Here is a 14,568-nt window from a genome sequence, read left to right on the forward strand (position 1 = left end):
ATTGACAGCCGGAGCAATTATAACAATGGTCGTAGGAATGGTTATTATATGGGGCGGTCTTGTGGCAAGTCTTTTAAACGCAAAAAAAGCCTCGAAACAAAAATAAAATGAAGCAGTCCGGGAGAAAACAGCCGGGCTGCTTTTTGTATGCTTTCTTTTTCTGTACCCGTCTGGTAACGGATTTGCGGGTGGTAAAGAAGAACGTCTATGAATTGTCTGAACCTGTGGAACGTGTTAAAGTATAAAGGAAAACAGTAAAAGCTGGCCAGTCTGATCAAACACATACTACAAATAGAGCATAAACAGGCTTTTTATTATTCATAACTGGGAGTGAGAGCATCATGGCAAAAACGGAAGAATACGTCCGCAAGCCGGAATGGCTGAAAATAAAACTAAACACCAATGAGTCCTACAAAGGGCTGAAAAAAATGATGCGGGAGAAAAATCTTCACACGGTATGTGAAGAAGCCAGATGCCCGAACATCCACGAATGCTGGGCCGTCAGAAAAACAGCTACATTCATGATTCTTGGTGATACCTGTACGCGTGGCTGCCGTTTCTGCGCTGTAAAAACCGGTCTTCCAAACGAACTGGACTGGGGCGAGCCTGAACGTGTCGCGGATTCCGTCGAACAAATGGGGCTGAAGCACGTCGTCATTACAGCCGTAGCGAGGGATGACCTTAAAGATGGAGGCTCGGAAGTGTTTGCCGAAACCATCCGTGCCGTCCGCCGGAAAAATCCGGGCACAACAATCGAAGTGCTGCCATCAGATATGTCCGGTACCCCGGAAAACCTGGACATTTTAATGGAGGCAAGACCGAACATTCTGAACCACAATATTGAAACGGTGGAACGGTTGACACCGCGGGTGCGCGCCCGTGCAAAATACCGCCGTTCCCTTGATTTCCTCCAGTATTCCAAGGAGCTCCATCCGGATATTCCAACCAAATCGAGCCTGATGGTAGGCCTTGGAGAAACAAAAGAGGAAATCATTCAGGCTATGGATGACCTGCGGGCACACGACGTTGATATTATGACGATCGGCCAGTATCTGCAGCCGACGAAGAAGCATTTAAAAGTACAAAGATATTATACGCCGGAAGAATTTGCGGAGCTGAAAGAAATTGCGATGACAAAAGGATTCAGCCACTGTGAATCCGGTCCGCTTGTGCGTTCCTCCTATCATGCTGATGAGCAGGTGAACGAAGCACAGGTACAGATGGAAGCAAGCAAGTACCAATAAATGAGAGACCGTCCCTGGAAAAACCAGTTCCTCTTTTCGGATGCTGGTTTTTCTTTTGGAAGGGCAGGGCTCAGCAAAGGAGGGGGAGCTCATTGATTCGAGTGCAGGGACAGCGTTATGAATTGCTTGAAGATTTTCGGGACGGCTGGAATGAAGAAGCGTTTAAAGAACGTTACAGCGAAGTGCTGAATAAGTATGACTATGTCGTTGGGGACTGGGGGCATGAGCAGCTCCGTATGCGCGGTTTTTTTGAAAACGACCGCAAAAAAGTCCCCCACGATTTTAAAATTGGCACCCTTGAAGACTACTTGCTGGAGTACTGTAATTTTGGCTGTGCCTATTTTGTATTAAAGAAGGTCCGCCAGGAGCAAAAGGAAGAAGCAGAGGAAGAAACAGAACAATCAGTAACGTAAAAAACCCCCGGGCCGGGGGTTTTTGTTTATTCTTCAGCAAGAAGATGAGGTTTATAGTCAAGGTGATGCTGAGCTTTGATGTAGCGGACGGTACGGGTTTTGGCGCGCATGACGATGGAATCTGTTTCGGTCAGGTCTCCTCCAAGAAAACGGACTCCGTCAAGCAGTTCACCGCTTGAAACGCCGGTCGCCGCAAAAATAGCATCGTCTCCTTTAACGAGGTCAGAGAGCTGAAGCACCCTGCTTGTGTCTGTAATTCCCATGACTCTGCAGCGCTCTTTTTCTTCGGCATCTGAGGGTACAAGACGGGCCTGCATGTCCCCGCCGAGTGCTTTAATGGCAGCAGCTGAGATGACACCCTCCGGAGCTCCGCCGGTTCCGAGAAATAAATCAATGCCTGTGCGCGGAAGCGCAGCTGCGATGGAAGCACCTACATCCCCGTCGCCAAACAGCTTTACCCGCGCGCCCTTGGCCCGGACGCGGTCGATGAGCTGCTGATGGCGCTCGCGATCCTGGATAATAACCGTCACATCCCGGACCCGTTTGTTGCTTGTTTTCGCAATTGTATCGATGGTAGTCTCGATCGGGTCATCCAGGCGGACATTCCCTGCAGCCTTCGGCCCGACAGCAATTTTTTCCATATACATGTCCGGTGCGTGAAGAAGTGTGCCCCGGTCTCCGATGGCAATGACAGCGACAGCGTTGGCCCTGCCGCTCGCAACAATGTTTGTTCCCTCGAGCGGATCAACAGCAATATCAACCTCAGGGCCTTCCCCGTCTCCCACTTCTTCTCCGATATAGAGCATAGGTGCTTCGTCGAGCTCCCCTTCCCCGATTACGACTGTTCCGCGGCAGTGCACGGAATCAAACATGGATCTCATTGAAGTCGTAGCAGCATCATCCGCTTCTATTTTTCTGCCGCGTCCAAGCCACTGGGCGGAAGAAACGGCGGCAGCCTCGGTAACGCGTACAATTTCAAGCGCCAATTCTCTATCCATAAATAGATTTCATCCTTTCCTGTAAGAAGATGCATATGTAAAGCCTGCAAAATGCTTAACCATCGTACCATATTTATGGGCCGTCTTCAGCGATGGTTTTGTCTGCAGAAGCGGTGAGATATGCTACCATAGAGAAGGAGAAAAGGAGGCAGAGGAATGTATTTTGTAGACCGAAAACAGATTGAAGACCGTCTGCAGTATATGGAGCAGCTCGGGCGTATATATAACCAGATCAAGGACGAAAGCACGGCAGGTACGCAGTTGGCGCTCGAAAGACTCGCACACGGATGGATTGAAGCGCTGATAGACGTCGGCAATCAGATGATTGATGGTTTTATTATGAGGGACCCGGGCAGCTATGAAGATATTGTCGATATCCTTGAAGATGAACGGGTGCTTGAAGCGGAGGTAATCAGCCGGCTGAAGCCGCTGGTGGCATTCAGGAAAAAGCTCGTGCAGGAATTTACTTCTATTGAATTTGCCGAAATCAGCCAGGTGCTCGAAGAAGCGGAGCCAGCAGTGGAGAAGGTGAGTCCGTCGGTAAGAAATTATCTTGAGGAAGAGCTCGGTCCAGTATCTGCCTTCCTGCCGGAGGAAAAGGATACGAAGGAATAAAGGAGGGAAACGGCCATGAAAAAGTATAAAGCTTATTTAATTGACCTGGACGGAACGATGTACCGGGGCAGTGAACCAATTCCGGAGGCTGTGCGGTTTGTGAATCAGCTTCGTGATAAAGGCATCCCGCATTTATATATGACCAACAATTCCACCTCATCTCCCGAAACAGTGGCTGAACGGCTGGCGGGCATGGGGGTTAAATGCGAAGCGGATCAGGTGATGACAACGTCCCTTGCGACAGCCAGGTATTTACATGAGCAGACGCCTTCTGCCACGGTGTACGTTGTTGGAGAGCAGGGACTTCAGGAAGCAATGAGGAGCTATGGCTTTTATTTTACAGAAACCAATCCGGATGCCGTGGTTATGGGGATGGACCGCAGCATTACATACGATAAACTGAGTAAGGCGACAGTAGCGGTACGAAGCGGTGCTATGTTTATTTCCACTAATGAAGATGTGGCAGTTCCCACCGAGCAGGGCTTTCATCCTGGCAATGGCGCGCTTACGTCGGTCGTTACGACAGCTTCGCAGAAAAAACCAATCTTTATCGGCAAGCCACAGCCTATTATGGTGGACATGGCAATGCAGGCGCTCGGCCTGTCCAAGGATGAAGTGGCTTTAATCGGAGACAATTATGATACCGATATTCTCGCCGGGGTACGGGCAGGCATAGATACAATTCATGTGAACACAGGAATTACCAGCAGGGAAGCTGCTGCAGCTAAAGAGACTCCTCCTGCTTATCAGGTGGAAACACTGGCAGAATGGGCGGATTATCTATAGCTTTTTTTGCTGTAATGGTTGCGAGTTGAAAATAATATCGTTATAATGTCCTTTATAGAAAGACATTTGTTTACCTAAAATAAACATTATATAAATAAAGAACGCAATAAAGGCTTCAGAGGGAGTTAGGAGTGTAGCAGGAATGGAAAAAATTGCCGTAGGTATGCTTGGATTTGGAACGGTTGGAGCCGGTGTGGCTCAGCTGCTTGAAGAGCATAAACAAGAGCTTCAGCACCAGGTGGGTGCTGATGTGTTTTTAAAAAAAGCCCTGGTACGTGATTTGGAAAAGCCGAGGACTGGTCAGGTAAGTTTGCGGGAAGACCAGCTGACGCTGGAGGCGGATGATGTGCTCGGTGACCCTGGGATTCACACGGTTATTGAAGTGATGGGCAGTGTGGATCAGGCAAGAGAGTATATTACTCAGGCGCTGGAGAAGGGCAAAAGCGTTGTTACTGCAAATAAAGATTTGATGGCCCTCCACGGGGCAGAGCTGCTGAAGATCGCAGCAGACAATCACTGCGATTTGTTTTATGAAGCGAGTGTAGCTGGAGGCATTCCGGTACTGCGGGGCCTTACGGAAGGACTTGCCTCTGACCGGATTACAAAAATGATGGGCATCGTGAACGGAACGACTAACTATGTGCTGACCAAAATGAGCCAGGACAACCGGCCTTACCAGGAAGTTCTGCTCGAAGCGCAGGAGCTTGGATTTGCAGAGAGCGATCCTACCGCAGATGTCGAAGGTCTTGATGCAGCGAGAAAAGTAGCTATTCTGGCTAATCTCGGCTTTTCCATGAATGTGGAGCTTTCCGATGTTACCGTTGAAGGAATTACATCCATTACAACAGATGATCTTGCCTACTGCCGGCAGATGGGTTACACGTTAAAGCTGATCGGCCTGGCTGAACGGAAAAACGGGAAGGTGGAGCTTGCTGTGCAGCCAATGATGCTCCCGGACGACCACCCGCTGTCCTCGGTGCAAAACGAATACAACGCTGTGTATATTTACGGTGAAGCGGTAGGAGAGACAATGTTTTACGGTCCGGGAGCCGGTGCGCTTCCAACTGCCACAGCAGTAGTTTCGGATCTTGTCACTTCTGTACGCAACATGCGCCTCGGCGTCAGCGGCCAGCATGTCGGGGAGCCGCTGAATGAAAAGCATATCAAGCCGGATAATGAAGTATTTTCGAAATACTTTCTCCGCCTGCATGTGAAAGACGCCACCGGCACCTTCGCGGCCCTTACTTCGATTTTCGCTGAAGAGGATGTAAGCTTTGAACGTCTTGTCCAATGGCCGGTGGAAGGAAAGGTAAACACCGCAGAAATTGTCATTATTACGCATACAACATCACTCGATGTATACAAACGGCTGCAAAAGGCGTTAAACAGTCTCGATGTTGTGATAGATATTAAAAGCAGCTACCGTGTAGAGGGAGGAAGCTAAATGAGTGCTTGGCAGGGACTTTTAAAGCAGTATAAAGATTTTTTACCAGTAACAGAAAACACGCCAGCTCTTTCCCTGAATGAAGGTAATACGCCGTTAATACCACTTGAACGCCTGTCAGAAGAATGGGGCGTCAACATTCACGTAAAGACAGAAGGCACCAACCCGACAGGCTCATTTAAAGACCGGGGTATGGTGATGGCGGTAGCGAAGGCAAAAGAAGAAGGAAGCAAAGCCATTATCTGCGCTTCCACAGGAAACACCTCGGCAGCGGCAGCGGCCTACGGCACGAGAGCCGGCCTCCGTACGATCGTTGTCATTCCGGAAGGGAAAATTGCGCTCGGAAAGCTTGCTCAGGCCGTCATGTACGGAGCAGAAGTGTTTGAAATCCAGGGCAACTTTGATAACGCGCTCGAAATCGTCCGGAGCATCAGTGAAAAAGAACCGATCACGCTCGTGAATTCTGTGAACCCTTATCGTATTGAAGGCCAGAAAACGGCTGCGTATGAAGTGTGTGAAGCGCTCGGAAAAGCACCGGATGCTCTCTGCATCCCGGTGGGCAACGCCGGAAACATCACAGCGTACTGGAAAGGGTTTAAAGAGTATCACGAGCAGCACCAGACGGGCCTGCCGAACATGCTTGGCTTTGAAGCAGAAGGGGCAGCTGCCATCGTACGCGGTGAAGTGGTCAAAGATCCGGAAACGATCGCTACGGCTATACGTATCGGTAATCCGGCAAGCTGGGATAAGGCTATCCGGGTGACCGAAGAGTCAGACGGACGCATTGATATGGTGACAGACGATGAAATCGTTGAAGCTTATCAGCTGCTTGCCAAAACAGAAGGTGTTTTTGCAGAACCAGCTTCCTGTGCTTCACTGGCGGGACTGAAAAAACAAATCGACAGCGGAAAGATCAAAAAAGGTTCTTCGGTCGTATGTGTCCTTACCGGAAACGGACTAAAGGATCCGAGTACAGCGATTGATAAAGTGACGGTGAAACCAACGGTTATTCCAAATAATGAAGAAGCATTTATGGAGCATATCAAGGGAGGAGTCGTTCGTGGCTGATAAAAGATTGTCGATCACTGTACCGGCCAGTTCAGCGAATTTAGGACCAGGGTTTGATTCTGTAGGATTGGCAGTCAACCGCTATCTTACGCTTTACATCGACCGGGCGGAGGAGTGGGAATTTTTCTCGAATTCGCCTGAACTCAGCAGCCTGCCAAATAAAGAAGATAATCTTGTTTATCAGGCAGCGACAGCTTATGCTGCTGAATACGATGTGGAACTGTCCCCCTGCCGTGTGGAAATGGTAAGTGATATCCCGCTCGCAAGGGGACTTGGGAGCAGTGCTTCGGCAATTATTGCCGGTATTGAACTGGCAGACGAAATGGCCGGCCTGCACCGGTCGAAGGAAGAAAAAATGCAGTTTGCAAGCGGCTGGGAAGGACACCCGGACAATGTCGGGCCCTCGCTGTACGGCGGACTGATCGTTGGTGCCTACGGAGAGGAAAAAACGCATGTGATGCACTGCGGTGTACCGGATGTGGACCTTGTGCTTGCCATTCCGGACAATGAGCTTCTGACTAAAGAAGCGAGGGGAGCCCTGCCTTCCGAACTTCCTTACGCGACAGCCATTCACGGAAGCGCCGTAAGTAATGTGCTGGTTGCGGCTATTCTAAAGGGTGATTGGAAGATGGCAGGGGAAATGATGGTGCGGGACGTCTTTCACCATCCGTACCGCGCCGATATGGTACCCGGTCTCGAGGAAATGCTCAGCGGCATCCGGCAATACGGGGCCTACGGGGCTGCGTTAAGCGGTGCCGGTCCGACCATTCTCTGCTTCGTACCAAGCGGCAGAGGCGAAGAGGTAAAACGGGCGATTCAGGAGGATTATCCGGATTTCCGGGTGGAAACAGCCAAGCCGGCTCCCTTTGGCTCAAACGTACACTATGTTAATCAGCCGGCCGGGGTATCAGGTTCAGTTTGAAAAGGGAACAAAAGCATATAAAAAAGCTCAGGGGATTTAGCACCCTGAGCTTTTTTGCGGTTACCGTCTATTAAAATACCTGTTCGAGTTCTTTGACTCCTGGCACTTCTTCCAGGAGTGCGCGTTCGATACCAGCTTTCAGTGTAATTGTAGAGGAAGGGCAGGAGCCGCATGCTCCCATAAGGCGGACCATAACAATGCCGTCTTCAATATCTACAAGTTCCACGTCGCCTCCATCGCGAAGCAGGAAGGGGCGGAGCTTTTCAAGAACCTCCTGAACCTGTGCATGCATATCTTCTGTCGTTTGTGGCATGTTGATCTCTCCTTTCAATACTTTTATTATAAACCGTCGGGCTGTTATGTTCAAATGTCATCACGTATATATGCATTCTACTATGAACCGGTGCTGTTTGACAATCATTATCAACCGGGGACAGAAAATAGTGAAGAAAGCGCAGATATAGTATGATAAAGAAAAGGAGGCAGGCGTGTGATCATGATAAAAGTTTATGGGGCGGAAAAAAAGTGCCCGAGCTGCGTAAATCTTCCATCAAGCCGGGAGACCGCAGAGTGGCTCGAAGCTGCAGTCCAAAGAAAGTACCCGGAAAATCCTCCAGGTGTAGAGCATATTGATATCGAAGACCCGGGGTCGGCTTCTGACCCCGTAGCTGAGAAGGTCCGGCAGGAAGAATACTTTTATCCGCTCGTAACGGTGAACGAAGTAGTAGTGGCAGAAGGAAATCCAAGACTCAAAGCTGTTTACAGGGAAGTTGATAAAACAAAAGCACCGGCCCCGGGAGCGACAGAAGAATTAAAAAAACAAAAAAAGCCGGACGGAGGTTAATTCTCCGTCCGGTCTTTTCCGGCTGCTGACAGATTTAGTGCTGCTTAATTATTGCCGTGTCCGCGGCCGTTTTCCTTGCCGGGGTTAGTTTGTTCAGAAGAGGCTTCCTCGATCAGCCCTTTAATGTCGGTATTATCCATATAACCACTGAAGTGATCACTGCCGGCTCCCGCGGCAAAGACTGGAACCATTTCACCAGTGTGCCCGCCGGTATCACTCTCCGCGCGTATTTCGGTGTCGAGTGCGCCTACACTGTAGTGATCCGCAATGATGGATCCGATTTCCCAGCCCACCTGATATTCAGGGTAGACCTCTCCGGCATCGTCTTCAATATTTGCACGAAAGGCTTCTAATTCTTCATTTGTTATATCAATCTCTGCGTATTCCGAGAATACCTGCTGAATGCTTTCATCGGTATATTTATCAGAGTCCTCCCGGGTTTCAAGCTGCTGGGCCATGTATTCCGGGGACACTTCAATGTCTTTCAGGCCATCTACATCCATGGTTTCTGTTGCGGACATCCCAAGTGTTTCATGGTCGGAAAGCACAACGACGAGCGTGTCGTCACGGTCTTCTGCCCATGTAACGACCTGTTCAACGGTTTGATCGAATTCGATCATTTCCTGCCATACGCCCGTAGCGTCAGCTGCATGGGCAGCGTGGTCAATGCGGGCGCCTTCGACCATCATAAAGAATCCGTCATCATCCTGGGAGAGCACGTCCAGCCCTGTTTCCGTCATAGACTGCAGAGACGGCTCTTCGCTGTCGACGTCGTCTTTATCGGTTTTATAGTTCATGTACGAATCATTAAACAGGCCGAGGAGCCTGTCGGGAGTGCCGGCTTCCTCCAGCTCTTCTTCGGTAGTCGCATACTCATAGCCGCTTTCCTGAAACTCATCCACAAGCCTGTCTTCGCTCTCGTCCTCATCAGCTCCGAAAAATTCGCCGCCGCCCCCAAGCAGGACATCATATTTCTCTTCGTACTGCTGCTCGGCAATGTCTTCTTCGCTCCCACGGTCAGCCACGCTTGCGGTAAACGAAGCTGGAGTAGCGTCGGTGACCGTATTATTGGAAATAACGCCGACCTTTTTCCCGTCGTCCTGATACTGATCCAAAATGCTGTCCACTTCATTGCCGTCTTCGTCAACACCAATGCTTCCATTGTTTGTTTTCGTGCCGGTAGCGATTGCGGTGCCGGCAGCAGCTGAATCAGTTACGTTGTTATCGGCGGAATATGTGCTGGTCATGCCTGTATGTTCAAGCGATTCCATGAACAGCTCACCTTTTTTGCCATGTTCAAGCAGAGAAGCGATCTCCATTTGTCCCATTCCCATGCCGTCTCCAACCATTACGATGACATTTTCCGGGACGTCTTCCTTAGCATTTTTACTGCTGTTTTCAATTCCGTTTTCATTAGCGTTATCATTGGCTGAGCCATTTGCGTGAAGAAGGCTCCCCGAGCTGATGACCATTCCTGCGAGAACCCCGACAGTTAACTTTTTTGGAAAATACATGCTGACCCTCCCATAATAATTCATAACTTTTGATATTTTTTGAAATTTTAGTTAATAATAAATGGGCTGGAAGCATCCGTCAACAGCCTTTCATTTTTTTAGCCAAATATCACTTCGATTTGCTAAATTTTTCATATTATGCATGATAATTTACTTACTGGAAATCAATTAGTGCCTAAAGACGTAAAAAGGATCTGCATTATAGGCAGACCCTTTCTGATGGACATGAAATTATTTTGTTTATTATACGCCGGAATGGTTTTTGTACATCCAGAGCACGCCGCTTTTTAACAGACGGGCGACGCGGCCGGTCACTGCTGCTTTGGCAGTACCGCCCATCACACCGAAGCCGTGCTTTTTCCCTAACGATCCGAGGGTGCCTTTAAGCTTGATCTCAGGCATCGTTTCCGGAAGCGATTCGTTTTTCCATCTTTTTTTCATAATTGTAGCGATTTGTTCTGCCTGGCCCTCGGCAAGCTGGGCACTTGGAGCGTGTGGCAGGCTGGCACAGTCCCCGACGATAAAAATATTTTCATCGTTAGTTAAATGATGGTGGGGGGTCAAAACAATGCGCCCCTTCCGGTCTTTTTCCGTATCAAGCTGGCGGATAATTTTGTTTGGCTGAATACCTGCAGTCCAGATGATCGCTTCAGACTGCATCCAGTCTTCGTGGTTGTACAGGCCTTCTGCCGTCACAGTGGTGATATCGGAATTACTGATCACTTCAACATCGTGCTTTTCAAACCAATTCTGCACGTAGTTACTAAGCCGCTTCGGAAACATTGGAAGAATGGTTTCCCCGCGGTCAAACAGACGTATGTGAAGGTCTGAGCGGCTCTCCCGGAGTTCACTGGCCAGCTCTACGCCGCTGAGTCCGGCGCCTACAATACTGACAGCTGCTTTTGGCGGAAGGTTGCTGATAGCTTCGTATGTTCGGCGTGTTGCTTCCATGCTCTGGATACTGTAGGAGTGCTCTTCTGCTCCCGGGACACCGTGAAAGTTGTCCACTGAGCCAAGGCCGGCAATGAGTTTGTCATAAGGAAGCGAAGAAGAGTCAGACATGATCACCATCTGATTTTCCATATCGATATGGTCGATTGTGCCAAAATGAATTTTTAACCGGGAATGATCCGGAAACGGAACACGCACGTCGTGGTCCGACTCGGTACCGGCAGCAAGCGCATAGTATTCCGTTTTCATACAGTGGTACGGAAGTTTATCCACTAATGTAATATCAACATCCTGGGGGAGGTCACTGCCGAGCACGCGCTGAAGAAAACGCATCCCGCCGTAGCCTCCACCTAATACGATAATTTTTTCCATTGTTTCTTGTCCCCCTTTGAGTAGCATGCTGTCTATGCCCGCGTGGACCAGCTGCATAAAATGATGAAGTAGTTCTTCGCGATCAGTTTCAGCTCCGATGGATAGCTGATAGTAAAAATAGCTGTTGATGATGTGTGCCCATCGAGTCGAAGAAATGGAAGGATCTATTTCCTGCTGGCGGACACCGCTCTCAAGAAGCTGTTCCCACGTACGAAGCAAAGCACTGTCATGCTCGACCACATGCCGCCAGATGTGCCTGGTGAGGGAAGGGTTCAGGTGAAAGTCCCCTAAAAAATATCCGGCGTAGGCGCGAATACGGGAGGGGAGCGTCATGCGCTGAATTTTATACGTCTGCATGTATTCCTGTACCCGGACCATCCGGTCCTCTGCGAGTGCACGCATGATCGACTCTTTCGTAGGGAAGTAATTGAAAAAAGTCCCTTTGGCGACTTCGGCTGAAGCCGTGATTTCCTGCACAGTCGTCTGCTCAAAGCCCTTTTCCTGGAATAAATGCACAGCAGCCTGCAGAATGCGGGAACGTGTCTGCTCTCGTTTTTCCGTTCGTTTCATAGAATGCCCCCTCTGCGCAGCTGAAAGCATTTGCAAAATAAAAAAGTTACAATAGAGAGAACGATTCGGTTGTGCAGTCAGTAAAAATGACTGCGGTCAATTTTGATTATAGAGAGATACAGCTGCTTTGGCAACCGATTTTAAAAATATCAAACAATTTTGTGAACGGTGCGTTCAAACGAATTGGTTGACGCAGCGGCCACAGACGACTAATATAAACTCGTATAACCCGGGAAGAGGTGATGAAAGGTGAGGCCAATTATTGAGTTTTGCATGAGTAATTTGGCGAACGGCTCTCACGGGGCAATGGAAGAACTTGAAAAAGATCCGAATCTGGATGTTATTGAAGATATATGCTTAGGCTATTGCGGCCGTTGCTCTATGAATATGTACGCGCTTGTGAATGGGGAGCCGGTAGAAGGGGAAGATGAAAAAGATCTTCTTGCCAATATTTATACTCATCTTGAAGAAAACCCAATGTTTTAATGCAAAAGCGTCTTTCTGCAGAAGGGAAGACGCTTTTTTTCTCAATGTTTAAAGAGGGGGAAAAGAATGGATATCATTCCTTTTGAAAATACATGGCCGTACGACAAAATAGGTGAAGATATTTATATTAATGAATGTCCGTACTGCGGCACAAGAAGCGTATTAACATCAATGAAACTAAAGGATTTGGAATGGGCAAAAGAGGAAATAAAAACATATATCAATATGCCGTGCTGTCATAAACGCATGCATATTGTATTTGCAGATGAAGATTACTTATGGACGACAGAGCCGCTGAGACGAAGGGAGAGAAAGTCATGAAATTTACAAAAATGCACGGACTTGGCAACAGCTACATTTATGTTGATGTATTTGAAGAAACGCTGGAAGAGCATGAACTGCCGAGGCTCGCCCGGCAGGTAGCCGATAAAAATAAAGGAATAGGCTCAGACGGGCTGATTCTGATCGGGCCGTCGACGCATGAAGACGTGAAGATGCAGGTGTTCAACGCTGATGGCTCAGAAGCGAAAAACTGCGGGAACGGGCTGCGCTGCACAGCCAAGTATGCTTATGAGCATGGTTATGTTAATAAAGAGCGTTTTACGATTGAAACGCTCGGAGGGACGATGAAAGCCACCGTTCATCCGGACAATACCGGTCAGACCGTAAGCCTGGTGACCGTCGACATGGGAGCTCCCGAATTTGAATGGGCCCAGGTGCCTGTTAAAAATTCGGGTCAGCACGAGCTGGTTCTTGAAGCTGCAGGCCGTTCCTGGCAGTTGATGCCTGTATCCATGGGCAATCCACACGGAGTCATCTTCGTGGATGACACAGAGCAGGCGCCGGTGGAAGCAGCCGGCGCGGAGCTTGAAACACACGAAGCCTTTCCGGAAGGGGCCAACATTGAATTCGTGCATATGCGCCGCAGTGATGTAATGGATTTTAGAGTATGGGAGCGCGGCTCCGGTATTACCCAGGCGTGCGGAACAGGCGCTTGTGCGGCGGTGGCAGCCGCGGTGGCAGCCGGAAAAAGTGAAAAAGATAAAGAGGTGACTGTGCATCTTCCCGGCGGTGATCTGTATATTACGTGGCAGTCATCAGGAAATATACTGATGACGGGAAATGCTGAGGTTATCTGCACGGGGGACTATGAAACTAGAAGGGCATCAATATAAACAAAAAGAGAGCGGGCGCCCGCTCTCTTTTTAGTACGTTTAATAGGATTTAACAATGTTATAGAAGGTATCCCGTTCCACCGGAGTTTTTCCGGCAGTTTTAATCAGGTGGATCAGTTCCTTACGGGTGATCCCCTGGGATGTCAGCGCGCCGACAGAATGGGAGATCCGTTCCTCGATCAGAGTGCCATGAATATCGTCGGAGCCAAACGTGAGGGCCATCTGGGTCAGCTGGGCACCGATGTTAATCCAGTATGCTTTGATGTGATCAAAGTTATCAAGCATCAGTCGTGAAATCGCCACAGTCCGCAGATCATCGAAGGCGGAGGTGCGCTGGTGCAGGCCGGCATCGAGCTTGCGCGGCTGCATGGCAAGCGGGATAAAGACCATGAATCCATTGGTTTTGTCCTGCAGGGCACGGACACGGTCCATATGAATGAGCCGTTCCTCCTTCGATTCAATCGACCCGTACAGCATAGTGGCGTGCGTACGCATGCCAAGATCGTGAGCGAGTTCGTGAGCTTCGAGCCATTCAAACGTCGTCGCCTTATCCGGACTCATTTTCGCGCGGTAGTTCTCGGTAAGAATTTCAGCACCGCCGCCTGGAAGCGTATCGAGTCCCGCCTTTTGCAGTTCTACGAGGACTTCGCGCATGCTGATCCCTGCGTGACGGGCAAAAAATTCGATTTCAGCTCCTGTATAGGCTTTAACCTTTGCCTGTGGGTAATGCTTTTTCAACACACGGACGGTATTTAAATAATATTCAAACGGCACATCTGTATTGTGGCCGCCAACGATGTGAAATTCCCGGATGTTGTCATTCCAGCGTTTCTCGACGTATTCGAGCAGTTCTTCTTCATGCATCGTATACGCGTTTTCCTCGCCGGGCTTACGTTTAAATCCGCAAAACGAACAGCTGGCTTCGCATACGTTGGTCGGGTTGATGTACATATTTTCGATGAAATAAACGTTATCCCCGTTTTTTCTTTCGTTCACCTCATTTGCCAACTGGGCCACGGTTAACAGGTCTGCTGTTTCATAGAGGTAGAGGCCGTCTTCAATGGATAATCGTTCTCCTTCTCGGACTTTGTCGGCAATGCGCTGCATGTCGGCGTCGCGATTCAAGGTGATCGCCATATTAATCCTTCCTTTCCGATGTACAAGAA

17 protein-coding genes and 1 pseudogene are annotated in these 14,568 nt (G+C 49.1%); 12 read left to right on the forward strand and 6 right to left on the reverse strand.

Annotated elements, in window-relative coordinates:
* The first annotated feature begins 1 nt into the window (after position 1).
* From Q0757_RS04835 to Q0757_RS04845, 3 genes are all read left to right on the forward strand, one after another.
* Positions 2 to 106: a methionine/alanine import family NSS transporter small subunit gene (locus Q0757_RS04835; RefSeq protein ID WP_022793941.1), complete on the forward strand. Its 105-nt coding sequence runs from the start codon at positions 2 to 4 to the stop codon at positions 104 to 106.
* A 214-nt stretch (positions 107 to 320) separates the two neighbouring features.
* The gene (gene lipA / locus Q0757_RS04840; RefSeq protein WP_298785395.1) at positions 321 to 1,244 is read left to right on the forward strand and encodes a lipoyl synthase; all 924 of its coding nucleotides are present in this window, start codon (positions 321 to 323) and stop codon (positions 1,242 to 1,244) included.
* 101 nt (positions 1,245 to 1,345) lie between these two features.
* Positions 1,346 to 1,657 (forward strand): YutD family protein, encoded by a 312-nt coding sequence (locus Q0757_RS04845; RefSeq protein ID WP_366139515.1) that lies wholly within the window; start codon positions 1,346 to 1,348, stop codon positions 1,655 to 1,657.
* Positions 1,658 to 1,683: 26 nt separating this feature from the next.
* On the opposite strand, the gene glpX is transcribed toward Q0757_RS04845, so the two are convergent.
* Positions 1,684 to 2,655 (reverse strand): class II fructose-bisphosphatase, encoded by a 972-nt coding sequence (glpX, locus tag Q0757_RS04850; RefSeq protein ID WP_298785238.1) that lies wholly within the window; start codon positions 2,653 to 2,655, stop codon positions 1,684 to 1,686.
* A 156-nt stretch (positions 2,656 to 2,811) separates the two neighbouring features.
* Between glpX and Q0757_RS04855 the strand changes: the two genes are divergently transcribed.
* The 5 genes from Q0757_RS04855 to thrB all read left to right on the forward strand — a co-directional run bounded on the left by Q0757_RS04855 (position 2,812) and on the right by thrB (position 7,490).
* A complete protein-coding gene (locus Q0757_RS04855) occupies positions 2,812 to 3,270 on the forward strand; it encodes a DUF86 domain-containing protein (protein WP_298785239.1) in 459 nt (152 codons plus the stop codon).
* Positions 3,271 to 3,285: 15 nt separating this feature from the next.
* Positions 3,286 to 4,056 carry a TIGR01457 family HAD-type hydrolase gene (locus tag Q0757_RS04860; RefSeq protein ID WP_298785240.1) on the forward strand — a complete coding sequence of 257 codons (771 nt, stop codon included), beginning with the start codon at positions 3,286 to 3,288 and terminating at the stop codon, positions 4,054 to 4,056.
* 142 nt (positions 4,057 to 4,198) lie between these two features.
* Entirely contained in the window at positions 4,199 to 5,500 is a 1,302-nt protein-coding gene (locus Q0757_RS04865) for a homoserine dehydrogenase (RefSeq protein WP_298785241.1), read from the forward strand.
* On the forward strand, positions 5,501 to 6,568 hold the full coding sequence (gene thrC / locus Q0757_RS04870) for a threonine synthase (RefSeq protein WP_091616396.1): 1,068 nt from the start codon (positions 5,501 to 5,503) through the stop codon (positions 6,566 to 6,568).
* Positions 6,561 to 7,490: a homoserine kinase gene (gene thrB, locus Q0757_RS04875; RefSeq protein WP_298785242.1), complete on the forward strand. Its 930-nt coding sequence runs from the start codon at positions 6,561 to 6,563 to the stop codon at positions 7,488 to 7,490. The genes thrC and thrB overlap by 8 nt, the downstream gene beginning before the upstream one ends.
* 70 nt (positions 7,491 to 7,560) lie before the next feature.
* On the opposite strand, the gene Q0757_RS04880 is transcribed toward thrB, so the two are convergent.
* Entirely contained in the window at positions 7,561 to 7,803 is a 243-nt protein-coding gene (locus Q0757_RS04880; RefSeq protein WP_022793950.1) for a NifU family protein, read from the reverse strand.
* Between the two features lie 183 nt (positions 7,804 to 7,986).
* Here Q0757_RS04880 and Q0757_RS04885 point away from each other — a divergent pair, with 183 nt between their 5' ends.
* The gene (locus tag Q0757_RS04885) at positions 7,987 to 8,334 is read left to right on the forward strand and encodes a DUF1462 family protein (RefSeq protein WP_298785396.1); all 348 of its coding nucleotides are present in this window, start codon (positions 7,987 to 7,989) and stop codon (positions 8,332 to 8,334) included.
* A gap of 44 nt (positions 8,335 to 8,378) precedes the next feature.
* Here Q0757_RS04885 and Q0757_RS04890 read toward each other — a convergent pair whose 3' ends face one another.
* From Q0757_RS04890 to Q0757_RS04900, 3 genes and pseudogenes are all read right to left on the reverse strand, one after another.
* Complete coding sequence (locus tag Q0757_RS04890) at positions 8,379 to 9,848, reverse strand: alkaline phosphatase (protein WP_298785243.1); 1,470 nt, start codon at positions 9,846 to 9,848, stop codon at positions 8,379 to 8,381.
* A gap of 243 nt (positions 9,849 to 10,091) precedes the next feature.
* Positions 10,092 to 11,171: an NAD(P)/FAD-dependent oxidoreductase gene (locus Q0757_RS04895; protein WP_298785397.1), complete on the reverse strand. Its 1,080-nt coding sequence runs from the start codon at positions 11,169 to 11,171 to the stop codon at positions 10,092 to 10,094.
* Between the two features lie 402 nt (positions 11,172 to 11,573).
* A pseudogene (locus Q0757_RS04900) lies at positions 11,574 to 11,771 on the reverse strand (helix-turn-helix domain-containing protein); the annotation flags it as partial.
* A 219-nt stretch (positions 11,772 to 11,990) separates the two neighbouring features.
* On the opposite strand from Q0757_RS04900, the gene Q0757_RS04905 reads away from it, so the two are divergent.
* The 3 genes from Q0757_RS04905 (at position 11,991) to dapF (ending at position 13,402) form a co-directional block, all read left to right on the forward strand.
* A complete protein-coding gene (locus tag Q0757_RS04905) occupies positions 11,991 to 12,227 on the forward strand; it encodes a YuzB family protein (RefSeq protein ID WP_022794141.1) in 237 nt (78 codons plus the stop codon).
* A 66-nt stretch (positions 12,228 to 12,293) separates the two neighbouring features.
* Positions 12,294 to 12,548, forward strand: a complete 255-nt coding sequence (locus Q0757_RS04910; RefSeq protein WP_298785244.1) for a hypothetical protein — start codon at positions 12,294 to 12,296, stop codon at positions 12,546 to 12,548.
* Complete coding sequence (dapF, locus tag Q0757_RS04915; protein WP_298785245.1) at positions 12,545 to 13,402, forward strand: diaminopimelate epimerase; 858 nt, start codon at positions 12,545 to 12,547, stop codon at positions 13,400 to 13,402. The genes Q0757_RS04910 and dapF overlap by 4 nt, the downstream gene beginning before the upstream one ends.
* Positions 13,403 to 13,441: 39 nt before the next feature.
* Here dapF and mqnE read toward each other — a convergent pair whose 3' ends face one another.
* Positions 13,442 to 14,539, reverse strand: coding sequence for an aminofutalosine synthase MqnE (mqnE, locus tag Q0757_RS04920; RefSeq protein WP_298785246.1), 1,098 nt, complete (start codon positions 14,537 to 14,539; stop codon positions 13,442 to 13,444).
* Positions 14,540 to 14,568: the final 29 nt, after the last annotated feature.

Source organism: uncultured Marinococcus sp. (genome assembly GCF_947493875.1).
Taxonomy (GTDB): Bacteria; Bacillota; Bacilli; order Bacillales; family Marinococcaceae; genus Marinococcus.

Bases quoted from the DNA above. Each gene is read 5' to 3' on its own strand.
- glpX (WP_298785238.1), bottom strand. From the start codon at position 2,655: ATGGATAGAGAATTGGCGCTTGAAATTGTACGCGTTACCGAGGCTGCC.
- Q0757_RS04855 (WP_298785239.1), top strand. From the start codon at position 2,812: ATGTATTTTGTAGACCGAAAACAGATTGAAGACCGTCTGCAGTATATG.
- Q0757_RS04860 (WP_298785240.1), top strand. From the start codon at position 3,286: ATGAAAAAGTATAAAGCTTATTTAATTGACCTGGACGGAACGATGTAC.
- Q0757_RS04865 (WP_298785241.1), top strand. From the start codon at position 4,199: ATGGAAAAAATTGCCGTAGGTATGCTTGGATTTGGAACGGTTGGAGCC.
- thrC (WP_091616396.1), top strand. From the start codon at position 5,501: ATGAGTGCTTGGCAGGGACTTTTAAAGCAGTATAAAGATTTTTTACCA.
- Q0757_RS04880 (WP_022793950.1), bottom strand. From the start codon at position 7,803: ATGCCACAAACGACAGAAGATATGCATGCACAGGTTCAGGAGGTTCTT.
- Q0757_RS04885 (WP_298785396.1), top strand. From the start codon at position 7,987: ATGATAAAAGTTTATGGGGCGGAAAAAAAGTGCCCGAGCTGCGTAAAT.
- Q0757_RS04890 (WP_298785243.1), bottom strand. From the start codon at position 9,848: ATGTATTTTCCAAAAAAGTTAACTGTCGGGGTTCTCGCAGGAATGGTC.
- Q0757_RS04895 (WP_298785397.1), bottom strand. From the start codon at position 11,171: ATGGAAAAAATTATCGTATTAGGTGGAGGCTACGGCGGGATGCGTTTT.
- Q0757_RS04910 (WP_298785244.1), top strand. From the start codon at position 12,294: ATGGATATCATTCCTTTTGAAAATACATGGCCGTACGACAAAATAGGT.
- dapF (WP_298785245.1), top strand. From the start codon at position 12,545: ATGAAATTTACAAAAATGCACGGACTTGGCAACAGCTACATTTATGTT.
- mqnE (WP_298785246.1), bottom strand. From the start codon at position 14,539: ATGGCGATCACCTTGAATCGCGACGCCGACATGCAGCGCATTGCCGAC.